The sequence below is a fragment of the Brevundimonas sp. Root1423 genome, from assembly GCF_001426805.1.
The window spans coordinates 23,392-38,407 of record NZ_LMFL01000013.1 but is presented as its reverse complement, the minus strand read 5'-3'; the positions used below and the strand labels follow the sequence as shown (position 1 = coordinate 38,407).

At 71.1% G+C, this 15,016-nt stretch carries 14 protein-coding genes; 1 reads left to right on the top strand and 13 read right to left on the bottom strand.

Annotation, left to right across the window (positions count from 1 at the left end; all coding sequences use genetic code 11):
- Nucleotides 1–30 precede the first annotated feature (30 nt).
- From edd to ASD25_RS30355, 12 genes are all read right to left on the bottom strand, one after another.
- A complete protein-coding gene (gene edd / locus ASD25_RS10510) occupies nt 31–1,923 on the bottom strand; it encodes a phosphogluconate dehydratase (protein ID WP_055827590.1) in 1,893 nt (630 codons plus the stop codon).
- Nucleotides 1,923–2,636, bottom strand: coding sequence for a 6-phosphogluconolactonase (gene pgl / locus ASD25_RS10505; RefSeq protein ID WP_055827594.1), 714 nt, complete (start codon nt 2,634–2,636; stop codon nt 1,923–1,925). Before pgl ends, edd begins: the two co-directional genes overlap by 1 nt.
- A gap of 147 nt (nt 2,637–2,783) precedes the next feature.
- Entirely contained in the window at nt 2,784–4,241 is a 1,458-nt protein-coding gene (gene zwf / locus ASD25_RS10500; RefSeq protein ID WP_055827596.1) for a glucose-6-phosphate dehydrogenase, read from the bottom strand.
- 14 nt (nt 4,242–4,255) lie between these two features.
- Nucleotides 4,256–4,894 (bottom strand): bifunctional phosphoribosyl-AMP cyclohydrolase/phosphoribosyl-ATP diphosphatase HisIE, encoded by a 639-nt coding sequence (gene hisIE, locus ASD25_RS10495; protein ID WP_055827601.1) that lies wholly within the window; start codon nt 4,892–4,894, stop codon nt 4,256–4,258.
- On the bottom strand, nt 4,891–5,658 hold the full coding sequence (gene hisF, locus ASD25_RS10490) for an imidazole glycerol phosphate synthase subunit HisF (protein WP_055827602.1): 768 nt from the start codon (nt 5,656–5,658) through the stop codon (nt 4,891–4,893). Before hisF ends, hisIE begins: the two co-directional genes overlap by 4 nt.
- Entirely contained in the window at nt 5,655–6,386 is a 732-nt protein-coding gene (gene hisA / locus ASD25_RS10485; RefSeq protein ID WP_055827606.1) for a 1-(5-phosphoribosyl)-5-[(5-phosphoribosylamino)methylideneamino]imidazole-4-carboxamide isomerase, read from the bottom strand. Before hisA ends, hisF begins: the two co-directional genes overlap by 4 nt.
- On the bottom strand, nt 6,383–6,985 hold the full coding sequence (gene hisH, locus ASD25_RS10480) for an imidazole glycerol phosphate synthase subunit HisH (protein WP_055827610.1): 603 nt from the start codon (nt 6,983–6,985) through the stop codon (nt 6,383–6,385). The genes hisA and hisH overlap by 4 nt, the downstream gene beginning before the upstream one ends.
- The gene (hisB, locus tag ASD25_RS10475) at nt 6,982–8,418 is read right to left on the bottom strand and encodes an imidazoleglycerol-phosphate dehydratase HisB (RefSeq protein WP_055827622.1); all 1,437 of its coding nucleotides are present in this window, start codon (nt 8,416–8,418) and stop codon (nt 6,982–6,984) included. Before hisB ends, hisH begins: the two co-directional genes overlap by 4 nt.
- Nucleotides 8,415–9,722 (bottom strand): histidinol dehydrogenase, encoded by a 1,308-nt coding sequence (hisD, locus tag ASD25_RS10470; RefSeq protein WP_055827625.1) that lies wholly within the window; start codon nt 9,720–9,722, stop codon nt 8,415–8,417. The genes hisB and hisD overlap by 4 nt, the downstream gene beginning before the upstream one ends.
- Complete coding sequence (hisG, locus tag ASD25_RS10465) at nt 9,722–10,603, bottom strand: ATP phosphoribosyltransferase (RefSeq protein WP_055827628.1); 882 nt, start codon at nt 10,601–10,603, stop codon at nt 9,722–9,724. Before hisG ends, hisD begins: the two co-directional genes overlap by 1 nt.
- 10 nt (nt 10,604–10,613) lie before the next feature.
- Nucleotides 10,614–10,928 carry a YerC/YecD family TrpR-related protein gene (locus ASD25_RS10460; RefSeq protein WP_055827631.1) on the bottom strand — a complete coding sequence of 105 codons (315 nt, stop codon included), beginning with the start codon at nt 10,926–10,928 and terminating at the stop codon, nt 10,614–10,616.
- A gap of 40 nt (nt 10,929–10,968) precedes the next feature.
- Nucleotides 10,969–11,154 carry a hypothetical protein gene (locus ASD25_RS30355; RefSeq protein WP_156376894.1) on the bottom strand — a complete coding sequence of 62 codons (186 nt, stop codon included), beginning with the start codon at nt 11,152–11,154 and terminating at the stop codon, nt 10,969–10,971.
- A gap of 162 nt (nt 11,155–11,316) precedes the next feature.
- On the opposite strand from ASD25_RS30355, the gene ASD25_RS10455 reads away from it, so the two are divergent.
- Nucleotides 11,317–12,540, top strand: a complete 1,224-nt coding sequence (locus tag ASD25_RS10455) for an NAD(P)/FAD-dependent oxidoreductase (protein ID WP_055827634.1) — start codon at nt 11,317–11,319, stop codon at nt 12,538–12,540.
- Here the strand turns inward: ASD25_RS10455 and ASD25_RS10450 are convergent.
- Complete coding sequence (locus tag ASD25_RS10450; RefSeq protein WP_055827638.1) at nt 12,537–14,813, bottom strand: bifunctional diguanylate cyclase/phosphodiesterase; 2,277 nt, start codon at nt 14,811–14,813, stop codon at nt 12,537–12,539. The two genes, ASD25_RS10455 and ASD25_RS10450, sit on opposite strands and share 4 nt — an antisense overlap.
- Nucleotides 14,814–15,016: the final 203 nt, after the last annotated feature.

Below are 15,016 nucleotides of genomic sequence, written 5' to 3'. Positions count from 1 at the left end.
CCGCGCGGCGGCTCTCTGTTTGAGGGCGGGTCATGCGTCGACCGCGCGGTCGACGAGGTTGTTGTCGGGCGGCGTGTCGATCTGGGCCGGGGCGCCGACGGGCGGGGCGAAACAGACCGAGGCGCCCTCTTCCGCGGTCGAGACGACGTGGCGGAAGGCGGCGAAGAGTTCGCGGCCATAGCCCCAGCCCGAACCCTCGGCGTGAACCGTCGAGCGGGGGACGGGCGGTCGGGCGGTCAGGTCGGGCGCGCCGATGGTGGTCAGCACGCCCGCGTCGGCGTCGAGGCGGATGATGTCGCCGTCCCGGACATGGGCCAGCGGTCCGCCGGCGAGGGCTTCGGGCGAGACGTGGATGGCGGCGGGCGTCTTGCCCGAGGCGCCGGACATGCGGCCGTCGGTGACGAAGGCGACCTTGAAGCCCTTGTCCTGAAGCACGGACAGGGCGGGCGACAGGCTGTGCAGTTCGGGCATGCCGTTGGCCTTCGGGCCCTGGAAGCGCAGGACCACCACGACGTCGCGATCCAGCTTCCCGTCCTTGAAGGCCTGGAGCGCGTCCTCCTGGGTCTCGAACACGGCGGCGGGGGCCTCGACGATGCGGTTTTCGGGCTTGACCGCCGAGACCTTGATCACGGCCCGGCCGAGGTCGCCCTGGACGAGCCGCAGGCCGCCCTCGGTGTCGAACGGGTTGGAGGCGGGGCGAAGAATGTCCGTGTCCAGACTTTCCGTGATGCCGTCCTTCCACACCAGCTCGCCGTCGATCATGACCGGCTCCCGGAAATAGGGATGGATGCCCTCGCCCATGACGGTCGTGACGTCGGAGTGGATGTGGCCGGCTTCAGCCAGTTCGCGCGTCACGAAGGCGACGCCCCCGGCGGCCTGGAAGGCGTTCACGTCGGCGGAGCCGTTGGGATAGACCCGGGCCAGAAGCGGGGTGACCGAACTGAGCTGGTCCATGTCGGTCCAGTCGATCAGCACCCCGGCCGACCGGGCCATGGCGACCAGGTGGATGGCGTGGTTGGTCGAGCCGCCGGTGGCCAGCAGGGCGACGATCATGTTGACGATCGACTTCTCGGAGATGACGTCGGCCATCCGGCCCTGGCCGCTGCGGGCCAGCTCGACGGCCCGTTTCGCCGCCGCCGCCGTCAGGGCGTCGCGCAGGCCGGTCTCGGGGTGGACGAAGGCGGTCGAGGGCAGGTGCAGGCCGCCCAGCTCCATCATCATCTGGTTGGAGTTGGCGGTGCCGTAGAAGGTGCAGGTGCCCGGTGAATGGTAGCTGCCGATCTCGCTTTCCAGCAGCTCGGACCGGCTCACCTTGTTCTGGGCGTAGAGGGCGCGGACGCGGGCCTTTTCGGCATTGGCGATGCCCGAGGGCATGGGGCCGGCCGGGGCGAAGACCACCGGCAGGTGGCCGAAGGCCAGCGACCCCATGAACAGGCCGGGCACGATCTTGTCGCATACGCCCAGGGCGACGACGGCGTCGAAGGCGTCGTGGGTCAGGCCGACGCCGGTCGACATGGCGATGACGTCACGGCTGAACAGCGACAGCTCCATGCCCGGCCGCCCCTGGGTGACGCCGTCGCACATGGCGGGCGTGGCGCCGGCGACCTGGGCGGTGGCGTTCACCGCGCGCACGGCGTCGCGGATGATCTGCGGGAAGCGCTCGAACGGCTGATGCGCCGACAGCATGTCGTTGTACGCCGTGATGACGCCGACGTTGGGCTGGGTCCCCGACATGGCGGTGAGCTTGTCCCTGACCGGGGCGCCGGCGAAGGCGTGGGCCCAGTTGGCGCAGGAAAGCTTGGCGCGGCCGGCGCCGGAGTCGCGGGCTGCGTCCATGCGGCGCAGGTAGTCGGCGCGGGTCGACCTCGAACGCTCCACGATGCGGGCGGTGACCTCGGCCACGACGGGGTGCAGTTTCGGCATCACGCTTTCTCCGTCCACAGAACGTCGAGCGGGACGTTTGCCGCGACAAGCGCGGCGATGGGCTGGACGCGGGGGTCGCCGGCGGCCTCGCGCTGGAACACGGCGCGCTTGGCGGCGCCGGTCAGGGCCAGCACGACGCAGCGGGCGCCCATGAGATAGGGCAGGTTGATCGACAGCCGCTCGAGGCTGGGCGCCGCGCCGTCGCGCCCCGGGGGCACGCCCAGAACGGTCGGCGGCAGGGTGGGGGAGAGCAGGGTCTTCAGGGTCGGGCTGTTCGGGAACATGGAGCAGATATGGCCATCCTCCCCCATGCCGAGAAGGACCGCGTCGAGACGTCCCCCCTCGGCGGCGAGGGCGTGGGCGGCGAAGGCTGCGGCGCGGTCGACGGTGACCTCGGAATGGTACAGCGGCACGAACCGGGCGGCCTCGGCCAGGCCGGTCAGCAGGGCCTGTTTGATCAGGGCGGCGTTGGACTCGGGCGAGGTCTCGGGGACGTAGCGCTCGTCGACCAGGGTGACGGCGACGCGGGACCAGTCGAGATTCGCCTGCGCCATGCGGCGATAGATCGGCGCGGGAGTCGAACCGCCCGCGCCGGCGAACACCGCCTTGCCGGTTTCGGCGAGGGCGGCGGCGAGGGTGTCGGTCAGGCGTGCGGCGCAGGCGGCGGCCCAGCTCGAACCGTCAGGGAAGGTCTGGATCGTGGGAGCCGTCATCGCGCGTCGCTTCTAAAGCCGTCATCCGCGGGCTTGAGCCGAGGATCGGATGATCCGTCGCTCCGCGCCTGACCGGCAGACAACGCTCTCGCCGTCGCCTCTGATCCTCGGGCCAGGCCCGAGCATGACGGACAAAAAAGGAAAACGTCACGCATCGCCCGTGTTCCACTGGCGGCCCGTGCGGGAGAGGAGATACTCCGCCTCCTGAGGGCCCCAGGTTCCAGCCGCATAGTCCTTCGGCTTGAAGGCCGCGCCCTGCCAGGCCTCGGAGACCTCGTCGACCCATTTCCAGGCCTGCTCGGCCTCGTCGCGGCGGACGAACAGGGTGGAGTCGCCGTTCAGGGCGTCGAGGAGCAGCCGCTCATAGGCGATGCGGCGGCGCGGCGGCCTGGCGTCCTTGTCGTTCTGCCCCCAGGACAGGGACATCTGGATCGGCTGCAGCTGCATGCGCTGATCCAGTCCGGGCTTCTTGTTCATCACCGACAGGGAGATGTCTTCCTCGGGCTGCAGGGCGATGACGAGGCGGTTGGCCTGCACCTGGCCGCGGTCGTTGTCGAAGATCGAATGCGGCAGCGGCTTGAACTGGATGACGATCTCGGTGCGCTTCTCGGGCAGGCGCTTGCCGGTGCGCATGAAGAAGGGGACGCCGGCCCAGCGCCAGTTGTCGATGTCGGCGCGGATGGCGACGAAGGTCTCGGTGTCGGAGGCCGCGCCGCGTTCCTCGTCATAGCCCTTGACCGGGTTGCCCTCGACGGTTCCGGCGACGTACTGGCCGCGCACGGTGACGCGCTCGGCCTCCTCGGGACTGATCCGGCGCAGCGAGCGCAGAACCTTGACCTTCTCGTTGCGCACCGAGTCCGGGTCGAGGTCGGAAGGCGGCTCCATGGCCACGAGGCAGAGCAGCTGGAGCATGTGGTTCTGGAGCATGTCGCGCAATGCTCCGTACTCGTCGTAATAGGGCCAGCGGTCGCCGACGCCGACGGTCTCGCCGACCGTGATCTGGACATGGTCGATCGAGAGGTTGTTCCACAGCGGCTCGAAGATGGTGTTGCCGAAGCGCAGGGCGATGAGGTTCTGGACCGTCTCCTTGCCGAGATAGTGGTCGATGCGGAACACCTGCTGTTCCGAGAAGGCGTCGGCCACCGCGTCGTCGATCTCGCGGAAACTCTCGAGGTCGTGGCCCACCGGCTTTTCCAGAACCACCCGGTCGTCGGATTCGGCCAGGCCGGCGGCGCGCATGGCGGTGACGATGCGGGCGTAGAGCGAGGGCGAGACGGCGAGGAAGCTGGTGCAGGCGCCGTCGCCGACCTTGTCCTTGAGCGGCTTCAGGCTTTCCGCGCTGGTGGCGTCGACGGCCAGATAGTCGAGGCGGGCCTCCATGCGCGTCCAGGCCGCGTCCGACCAGGCGTCGTCGGCCTGGGCCTTGCCCTCGACCGCGGCCCGGACCCTGGCGACGTATTCGTCACGGCTTTCGTCCGAACGGGCCGCGCCGATGATCTTCAGGCCGTCGGGCAGCAGCCCGTCGTGCTCGAGGAAATAGAGCGAGGGCAGCAGCATCCGCATGGCGAGGTCGCCGCCGCCGCCGAACAGCACCAGGGCCGCCATGCGCTCTCCTTCGTTCAGGTCCCGGCTGGACCGGGCTTTTGTCTGGCCGCTTCCGCCCGTTGAGCCAAGACGTCGAGGACGTCCTGAAACACCATGTTACGGGCGCGAAGAAGCACCAGCAGGTGATAGACCAAATCCGCGGCCTCGGATGCGAGTTCCGAATCCGGCCCGGCGGCGCCGGCCAGGGCGGTCTCGACGCCCTCCTCGCCGACCTTCTGCGCGGCGCGCCTGGGACCTTCGGACAGCAGGCGGGCGGTCCAGCTTTCGGCGGGGTCGGCCGCGGCGCGGGCGGCGATGGTCGCCTCGAGCCGGGCGATGCGGCCGAGACCGGGCGCGTCCTCGTCGCCGAAGCAGCTGATGCGGTTCAGGTGGCAGGCGTTGCCCACGGGGCGGACCTTGAGGACCAGGGAGTCCGCGTCGCAGTCGGGCGTGATCGACACGACGTGCAGCCGGTCGCCCGAGGTCTCGCCCTTGCGCCAGCGGCCGCCGCGCGAGCGGGAGAAGAAGGTCGCTTCGCCGGAGGCGAGGGTTTCCTCGAGGGCGGCGCGGTCCATCCAGGCGAGCGTCAGCACCTGCAGGGTGGCGGCGTCCTGGACGACGACGGGGATCAGGCCGCCGGACTTGTCGAAATCGAGGGTCGCAGGGTCGATCACAGTCTTATCTCCTGCCCGGCGTCCGAGAGGAACGCCTTGAGGTCGGGAATGGCCAGGGTCCCGGTGTGGAAGACGCTGGCGGCGAGGGCGCCGGAGACGTCGGCCTGTTCGAACACGTCGAGGAAATGGACCGGGGCGCCGGCGCCGCCGGATGCGACCAGCGGAACGGTCAGACAGGCGCGAGCGGCGGCCAGCTGGGGGATGTCGTAGCCGCGGCGGACGCCGTCCTCGTCCATGCAGTTGAGGACGATCTCGCCGGCGCCGAGGGTCTGGGCCTCGACGATCCAGTCCAGGGTGCGGCGACCGGCGCCGCGGCTGGCCTCGGGGTCGCCGGTGTACTGATGTACGAACCAGTCGTCGCCGGCGCGCTTCGAATCCACGCCGACGACGACGCACTGGCCGCCCAGCCGTTGGGCCATCTCGCCGATCAGCTCCGGGCGTTCGAGGGCGGGGGAGTTGATCGAGACCTTGTCGGCGCCGTGGTCGAGGCAGCGGGCGGCCTGATCGACCGAGCGGATGCCGCCGGCGACGCTGAAGGGGATGTCCAGCAGGCGGGCGATGTCGCGGACCCAGCCGTAGTCGAGGGTGCGGCCCTCGGGGCTGGCGGTGATGTCGTAGAAGACCAGTTCGTCGGCTCCCTGGTCGCGGTAGCGGGCGGCGAGTTCGGCGGCGTCGCCCATGTCCGTGTGGCCGTGGAAGCGGACGCCCTTGACCACGCGCCCGTCCTTGACGTCGAGACAGGGAATGATGCGGCGAGCTGTCATGCCGTCGCCGCCACGGCCTCGGAGACCGTGAAGCGCCCTTCGTAGAGGGCGCGGCCGACGATGACGCCGTCGCAGCCGGCGTTGCGGGCGGCGGCCAGGTCGGAGAGTTGCGACACCCCGCCCGAGGCCTGGACCTTCAGGTCCGGCCGGCGGCGGGCGATCTCGCCCAGCAGATCGATATTGGGACCGGTCAGGGCGCCGTCGCGGCCGACGTCGGTGACCAGAAGGTGACGCGACAGACCGGGAGGGTAGCGGTCCAGGGCGGCCCACAGGTCCACCTCCGCAGCCTCGGTCCAGCCCTTGAGCGCGGGCGCCCAGCGGTCGCCGTCCGCCTTCACATCGATGGCCAGGGTGATGCGGTCCGGGCCGAACCGGGTCAGCCAGTCGGCGACGGTCCAGGGCTGCGACACCGCCAGCGACCCGACCACCACCCGGGCGACCCCCGCGTCCAGCAGGGCCTGGACATCGTCGGCGGAGCGGACGCCGCCGCCCGACTGGATGCGGATATCGACCGCGCCGGCCAGCTCGCCGATCAGGGCGTGCTGCATGGCGCGGCCGGCCTCGGCGCCGTCGAGGTCGACGATGTGCGCCCACCGCGCGCCCGAGGCGGCGAAGCCGGCGAGGCGCGCCGCCGGGGCGTCGTCATAGCGGGTTACGGCGTCAAACCGCCCGTGCATCAGCCGGACGCAGACGCCTTCACGCAGGTCGATGGCGGGGTAGACGATCACGCGGGAAGCTCCAGGAAATTGTTCAGGATGCGGGCTCCGGCCGCCGCCGAGCGCTCGGGGTGGAACTGGCAGCCCCAGCGGTTCCCGGCGCGGACCACCGCCGGAACCGGGCCGCCGTAGTCGGCGCGGGCGAGAGTCGCCGGCCCGTCCGGGCAAACGAAACCGTGCACGAAATAGGCCCAGGCGCCGTCCTCGACGCCGTCCAGAAGCGGGTCGTCCCTGAGCCGGGACAGTCGCGACCATCCCATATGTGGGACAGGTAGACCACGGCCGGGGGTCAGGGGCCGGACCTGACCCGGGATGAGGCCGAGCAGATCCACCGAACCGCCTTCGTCGCTTGTTTCGAAGAGCAGTTGCTGACCGAGGCAGACGCCCAGCAGAGGCCGGGGAAACGCCCGTATCGGCTCGATCAGCGACAGGTCTCGGAGCCGGGACATGGCGTAGCCGGCGGCGCCGACGCCGGGCAGGATGAGCCGTTCGGCGTCCGCGACGGCGGCGGGGTCCGCGGTCAGGCGCACGGTCGCGCCCAGACGCTCCAGCGCGAACTGCACCGAGGCGACGTTGCCCGCGCCATAGGCGAGAATGGCGACTTCGCTCACAGCACGCCCTTGGTCGAGGGCACGGCGTCGCCCTCGATGCGGATGGCCTGGCGCAGGGCGCGGCCGAAGGCCTTGTAGACGGCCTCGGTCTTGTGGTGGTCGTCGACGCCGGTGACCGAGACGTGGACCGCCGCCCCCATGGCCTCGGCGAGCGAGCGGAAGACGTGGGCGGTCAGGTCGGTGCGGTAGTCGCCGATGAAGGGCGTCGAGAACGTCCCTTCGAACACCGGATAGGGCCGCCCCGACAGGTCGATGGAGACCGAGGCGTTGGCCTCGTCCATCGGCACGGTGAATCCGTAGCGGGCGATGCCCCGGCGATCGCCCAGCGCCTGTTTCAACGCCTGCCCCAGGGCGATGGCGGAGTCCTCGATGGTGTGGTGGGGATCGGTGTGCAGATCACCCTCGCAGGCGAGGCGCAGGGAGAAGCCGCCGTGGGTCGCCACCTGTTCCAGCATGTGATCGAAGAAGCCGACGCCGGTCGCGATGGAGATGGGGGCCGTCGCGTCGAGATCGACGGCGCAGACGATGCGGGTCTCCTTCGTGTCGCGCACGGCCTGGCCGGTGCGGTGCGGGCGACCGGAGACGGCGCCGAGACCCAGGGCGGTCAGAAGCCGGTCGTTGATCTCGACCCTGGCGGAAACCGGCAGGCGGACGCGCTCGCCGGCCCTGTCGGCGGCGACGCCCAGCCGGGCGAGGGCGGCGACGACGGCGTCAGGGTCGGCGGGCCGCGCCATGATGACGGGACCGAAGCCGGGCTCGACGGCCATCTCGCGGCCCAGCGTCTTGACCAGCCGCTCGCGCTCGCGGCGGACGGCGGCGAGGCGTTCGCCGCTCTCCATCATCCGCGACGGGTCGAGGGCCTGAAGGGCGAGGCGCACCGAGACCTCGGGCACGGCCCAGGGTTCCAGCACAGACGCGAGGCGGGCGAGAGTTTCGGGCTGGGCCAGGGCGGCGCCGACGCGGGCGCCGGCGAGACCGTAGGCCAGCGACAGGCTGCGCAGGACGATCAGGTTGGCGTGGTCGGCGACGACGGTCGCGGCGGAGGCGGCGTCCGCGAACTCCGCCAGACCTTCGTCGACCACCAGCAGGGCGGGGGCGACGCGTTCAGCCATTTCGGCCACGGCCTCGGGCGAGCCGAGGGCGCGCACGATGACGGCGGCTACGGGCGCGCTCGCGGGCGGCGCGGCGTACAGGCCGGAGAGGGTGCGGTACGGCTCGGCGTCGGGGGCTTCGACCGCCTGATCGTCGCGGGCGGCGAGGCGGAAGACCAGTTCGAGGCCGTGGGTCAGGCCGCGCACGGGCAGGACGCTGTCGGCGGGGACGCCATAGACCTCGGCCATGCGCGCGGCGAGGGCGCGGGGTTCGGCCGGATAGCGGTCGAGGCCGTCGCCGCCGGCGACCAGAGGGGCGAAGGGAGCGGGGAGGTTGTTCATTCGCCGGTCCTCAGATCGGCGGCGCGGGCGTGGGCCTCGAGACCCTCCAGCCGGGCCAGCCGGGCGGCGATCGGAGCCAGCTCGGCGGCCCCGGCCTCGGTGACGCTCTGTACCGACATGGAGGTCATGAAGCTGGCGGTCGTCAGGCCGCCGAGGGTGCGAGCGGCGCCGTCGGTGGGCAGGACGTGGCTGGGACCGGCGGCGTAGTCGCCCAGGGTCTCGGCCGCCCAGGCGCCGAGGAAGACGGCGCCGGCGGCGGTGATCTGCGCCACGCGGTGGTCGGCGTCCTCGGTCTGGAGGGCGAGGTGTTCGGGGGCGTAGGCGTTGGCGACGGCGCAGGCCGTGTCGAGGTCGGCGACGCGGATGGCCCGGCCCTCGGCGAGGGAGGCGCGGGCGATGTCGGCGCGCGGCAGGGACGGCAGCTGTTCTTCCACCTCGGCGAGGATTTCGTCGATCATCCGCTCGCTGTCGCAGACCAGAACCACCTGGGCGTCGGCGTCGTGCTCGGCCTGGCTGAGCAGGTCGGCGGCGGCGAGGACCGGATCGGCGCGGCGGTCGGCGATGACCAGCAGTTCGGAGGGGCCGGCGGGCATGTCGACGGCGGGGCCGCCGGGGCGGGAGGCCGCCTGTTTCTTGGCCTCGGCCACCCAGGCGTTGCCGGGGCCGAACAGCTTGTCGCAGGGTTCGATGGTTCCGTCTTCCAGTTCGGCGCCGAAGGTCAGGGCGGCGATGGCCTGGGCCCCGCCGATCAGCCAGAGCGAATCCAGACCGGCCTCGGCGGCGGCGTAGATCATGGCCGGGTGCGGCTCGCCGGACTTCGACGGCGGGGTCACCACAACGCGGCGGCCGACACCGGCGACGACGGCGGGGATGGCCATCATCAGCAGGGACGAGAACAGGGGAGCCGAACCGCCGGGCACATAGAGGCCGGCCGATTGCAGCGGCCGCCAGACCAGACGCGAGCGGACGCCGGGGGTGATCTCGACCCAGTTCGAGTCCTCCGGGCGCGTGGCCTCGTGGAAGATGCGGACGTTCTCGGCGGCGATGCGGATGGAACGGGTGTCGGCGGGGCGCAGCCGGTCGCGCGCGGCTGCGACGACGTCGGACGTCAGGGCGATGCGGCGGGGCGGGGCGCCGTCCAGCCTGACGCTCCAGTCGGTGACGGCCTGACCGCCGCGCGCGGCGACATCCTCGAGGATCTCGCGCACCGTGTCGACGACGCGAGCCTCGGCGCGTTGCTGCGGGCGGGCCAGGGCGGCGGCGCGGCCGGCGGCGTCGAGCGCATTCCAGTCGAAACGCTTCATCACATCATCTTCTCGATGGGGAGGACGAGGATGGCCGAGGCCCCGGCGGCCTTCAGCCGTTCCAGGGTTTCCCAGAAGACGGCCTCCTGACAGACCGCATGCACGGCCACGGCGTCGTCGCGGCCGGAAAGGGGCATGACGGTGGGAGCGCCCGCCCCCGGCAGGATGGCGGTGATCTCGTCGAGGGCCGAGCGGGGCGCGTTCAGCATCACGTATTTGGCGCCCTGGGAGGAGACCACGCCGGCCATGCGCTCGACGATGCTGTCCAGCAGGTGCTGCAGGCCGGGTTCGGGGGCGACCGGCGATTTGATCAGGACCGCCTGGCTGTCCAGCACCGTTTCCTTTGCCGAGAGGCCGTTGGCCTCGAGCGTCGCGCCGGTGGAGACGAGATCGCAGATAGCCGAGGCCAGTTTCAGCCGCGGGGCGACCTCGACGGCGCCGCGCATGGTGACGATGTCGGCCTGGACCCCCCGGGCGTCGAGCCAGCGGCGCAGGATCTTCGGATAGGAGGTGGCGATGCGCAGGCCGTCCAGCGACGCCGGGCCGTCGTAGGCCAGGGTCGGGGGCGTGGCGATCTTCAGGGTGCAGCGGCCGAAGCCGAGCGGCATCAGGACCTCGGCGACCGGGCCGCCGTTGCGGACCTCCTCCAGCACATTCTCTCCGACGATGCCGAGATCGCAGACGCCGTCCGCGACAAAGGTCGGGATGTCGTCGTCACGGACGCGCAGCAGGTCGATGGGATAGTTCTCGACCCGGTACAGAAGGTCGTTGTTGCCCTTGACCACGCGCAGGCCCGCGTCGCGGACGAGGTCGAGACTGCGGTCGGACAGGCGGCCGGATTTCTGGACGGCGATGCGAAGCCGGCCCTGGACGGTGCTCATGGTTTTCTACTCAGGCTTTGATGCGGTCGAGGACGAGGCGATAGCCCTGGTGCGGCATCTCTTTCAGGAACCGGGCGACCCGGACGACGGTGGTGGGGCTGGCCTGGGCCTCTGCGGCGATCTCGCGATAGGATTTGCCGCCGGCGTCGAGCAGGCGCGCGACGGCCCAGCGCTCGGCGAAGGCGCGCAGTTCCGACGGGGTGCAGAGATCGGCCAGAAACGCGTCCAGCTCTTCCCGCGAACGCAGGGACAGCAGGGCGTCATAAAGGGCGATGCGATCGTCGGCGGCCGCGTCGAGCGCCTGGCTGGAGGGTTTGTCGTTCATTGCGTTCCACTAAGCTGTAACAGTGGAACAGTCAAGCGGCTCAGGCGGGCGTCTGGACGTCGTCGTCCGAGGCGGTGTCGAGCGCCTGGGACGTGAGCTGATCGACAAGGCGGGCCCGGTGCTTGGCGCCGGCCGCGCGGGCGGAGGCGGCCTGCCATTTCAGGGCTTCGGCCGCGGCCTCCATCTCTTCGCTGGAAAATGAGGGGGACTCGGGAGGGATCTTCATCGGAACTGAACTGAATACTGCCCGATCTGTCGGGTACCGATCATAACAGCGGACCCGCCTGTTGGTTTCCCGGAGAGTCGGGGTTTTCCGGCGCGCGGGTTTCCCCTAACCCGGTCAGCGAGGCGGCTGCGGCCCGCCCGGAAAACCGGCTACAGGACCTGAATGGCGAACAGGGTGCTCATCATCGGCGCGGGACACGCGGGCGGGACGGCGGCGGCGCTGCTGCGTCAGTATGGTCACGAGGGTCCCATCGTCCTGGCGGGCGAGGAGCCGGCGGCGCCGTATCAGCGGCCGCCGCTGTCCAAGGCGTGGCTGAAGGGCGAGGCCGATCTCGAGGCGCTGCTGCTGAGGCCCGAAGTCTTCTATGCGGAACACGGGATCGAGCTGCGGACCGGCGTGACCGCGACGGCGATCGATCCGGCGGCGCGGACCGTCAGTTTCGCCGACGGGACCGTCGAACCGTATGACGCCCTGATCCTGGCCACCGGATCGACGGCGCGGCGGCTGGCGATTCCGGGCGCGGACCGGCCTGACCTGCTGGAGCTGCGGACCCTCGCCGATGCGGAACGGCTGAAGGCGGCGCTGGGACCCGGACGGCGGCTGGCCATCGTCGGCGGCGGCTATGTCGGGCTCGAGGCCGCGGCCTCGGCGCGGGCGCTGGGAGCCGAGGCCGTGGTGATCGAACTGCTGGACCGGGTGCTGGCGCGGGTGGCGTCGGCGACCCTGTCGGCCTTCTTCACCGCCCGCCATCGCGCGGAGGGCGTCGGGATCCTGACCGGGGCGGAGGTCACGGCCTTCGAGGACGGGGGCGTTCGACTGGCGGACGGGCGGCTGATCGAGGCCGATGCGGTGCTGGTCGGGGTCGGCGCCCTGGCCCGCGACGCGCTGGCCCGCGCGGCGGGTCTGGCCTGCGACAACGGCGTCGTGGTGGATGAGCAGGCGCGAACGTCGGACCCGGCCATCTGGGCCGTCGGCGACATGACCTTCCGGCCCGTTCCGGTGCACGGCGGCCGGCGGCATCGTCTGGAGAGCGTGCCGAACGCCCTGGAGCAGGCCAAACAGGCGGCCTCGGCCATCGTCGGCCGGCCAGGGCCGACGCCGGAGGTTCCGTGGTTCTGGTCGGACCAGTACGACCTCAAGCTTCAGATCGCAGGCCTGCCCGACGGGGCCGATCGACAGATCGTCCGCGGCGATCCGGGCGTGACCGGAGCGGGGGCGTCGTTCGCCGTCTTCCACCTCGCGGGCGACCGGATCCTGTGCGTCGAGGCCGTCAATGCGCCGGCCGAATTCATGGCCGGGCGGATGATGATCGGCAAGGCGACGCCCGTCGACGCGGCGAAGCTGGCCGATCCCTCGGTGTCGATGAAGTCGGTGGCGGCGGACTAGCGGACGGCGGCCCGGGCCCCCTCGGCCGAGGCCGCCAAGCGGTCCAGAAGGGCGCCCATCGGCACGGGGCGGCCGATAAGATAGCCCTGGGCCATGTCGCAGCCCATGCCGCGCAACAGGGCCAGGGCGGTCGGCGTCTCGACCCCCTCGGCGGTCACCTTCAGGCCGAGGCCGTGCGCCAGGTCGATGGTCGACTTGACCAGCAGGCCGTCGCGCGCCGACTCGTCGAGTCCGAGGATGAAGCTCTTGTCGATCTTCAGTTCGTCGGCGCGGATGCGCTTCAGATAGGTCAGGGACGACAGGCCCGAGCCATAGTCGTCCAGCGAGACCGAGATGCCCGCGTCGGCGAACCGGTCGACGATGCGCAGGGCCATTTCGGGGTTGTCCATGACCGCCGTCTCGGTGATCTCGAAACAGAGGTCGGCGCCCGAGGCCGCCACCTCGTTGACGGCGAAGTCCGCGAAATTCTCGTCCGAGAGCAGGCGGCCCGAGATGTTGACCGAGACGGTCAGGACATGGCCGGACGCGGCCAGGATCTTCTGGTCCTCGATGGCGCGGCGGATGGCCCATTCGGTGAGGGGGCGGATGTGGCCCGTCTCCTCGGCCATGCCGATGAACAGGTCGGGCGAGACGACGCCGCGGCGCGGGTGGGTCCAGCGCATCAGGGCCTCGACGCCGGTGACGTCCTCGGCGCGGAAATCGTATTTCGGCTGATAGGCGAGGGCGACCTCGCCGTCGCTGAGCGCGGTCATCAGTTCGGAGATCAGCGACAGGTTGCCGCCCGGATCGCCATAGGCGGCCTCGTCGAAGGCCGCGGCCGTGCGCCGGGCCGCGCGGGCCTGGTCCAGGGCGATGGCGGCGCGATCGACGGGCGAGATCAGGTCGGAACCGGCCGCGCCGTGCCCGGCGACGCCGGCGGTCAGGGCGATATCGACCGGCGCGCCATTGACGTTGATCGGAGCCTGGGCCGCGCCTGCCAGACGCTCGGCCATCTCCAGCGCCTGCACCTTGCCCGTCGCGACGACAATCAGGCCCAGCGCGCCGGCGCCGACGCGGGCCATGGGCGCTCCGTCGGCCAGGGCCGAAAGCCGCGCGCCGAGGGCGGCCAGAAGCCGCGCCATTGAGTCGTAGCCAATGGCGTTGCGGACGACCTCGAACCGGTCGACCCCGAACAGGATCACCCAGGCGTCGGCATGGGCGCCGGCCTGACGTTCGAGGGACAGGCGGTTGGGAAGACCCGTCTCCTGATCATGCAGGGCCATGTGGGTCAGCCGGGCCTCCCGGTCCTTCAGATCGCCGATCATGGCGTTGAAGCTGGCGGCCAGACGGCCGATTTCGTCGTCGGAGGTGACCGGCGCCTCGACGTATTCGCCCTGCTGCAGGCGATGGACGGCCTCGTCCAGCGCCGTGATCGGCCGGGTCAGTCCGCGCGACAGGGCCCAGGCGCCGCCCATGAGCAGGGCCAGGCCGGCGCTGCCGATGCACAACAGCCAGAGGAACAGCGATTCATAGGGCTCCATGACCCGATGCAGGGGATAGGTCAGCAGGAGGGCCGCCCTCGCCCCGGGATCGAAGCCGGGCAGGGGGTGGGCCAGTTGCAGGGAAGGCCCTTCGCCGGTCTGGACCCTCGCCGGCTGTCCCTCCGGAGCGGACCGCGCCGGCGTCACGACGACGGCGGCCGAGAGCGCGATGGCGGAGAGGCGTTCGAGATTGCGCATCTGAGCCGCATCCAGCCGCTCCGCGGACACGATCCAGCCGTTCGGCGCCGCCGTATCGACGGGCGCGGCGACGACCTGGAACGGCGCGCCGCCGATGGTCAGGACGCCTGTCTCGATCGTCCCCGACTCCAGGCCCCTGAACAGGGCGTCGAGAGCGGCGGCGTCGGGATGAATTCCGGCTGTGACGACATGGCCGTCGGCCCCCAGGACCAGGACCCCGTCGACGCCCTGGCGGGCCCGCAGGTCTTCCAGGGCCTGACGCACCGCCCGCGTGTCGGCGGCGGCGACGGCTTGGCGGAAGCCGTCGTCCCCGGCCAGCCCGTCCGCGGCTTGACGGAGCAGGTCCGAGCGATTGTCCCACAGCCGGCCATAGACCGCGCCGGCGGCGGCCATTTCCTCACGTGCCGTATGACGCGCGCTGCTGGTCACGGCGGTGACCACCGCGACAGCGCTGAGGCTCAGGGCGAGACCGAACAAACCCATGTAGAGCACGGTCAGACGGGTCCGCAGATTGCGGAAGGTCAGACGGCCGTGGGTCGCTCCGGACAGCGTCATGGCGCGGGCGCCGCTGCCCGGACATCGCCGGACATCATGCGGCGCGGTCTCGCGGCGGGGCCTCCGGCGGCCGTCGGACGGGCGTATACGGACGCAACTGAAAGGGCGAGCGGGACACGCATCCTCACGCTTGTAGGAAATCAAGATGAAACCGAGGTAAATCACCGCCGGGCGAGGTGAACGACCGAGGGCGAGCACCCGAA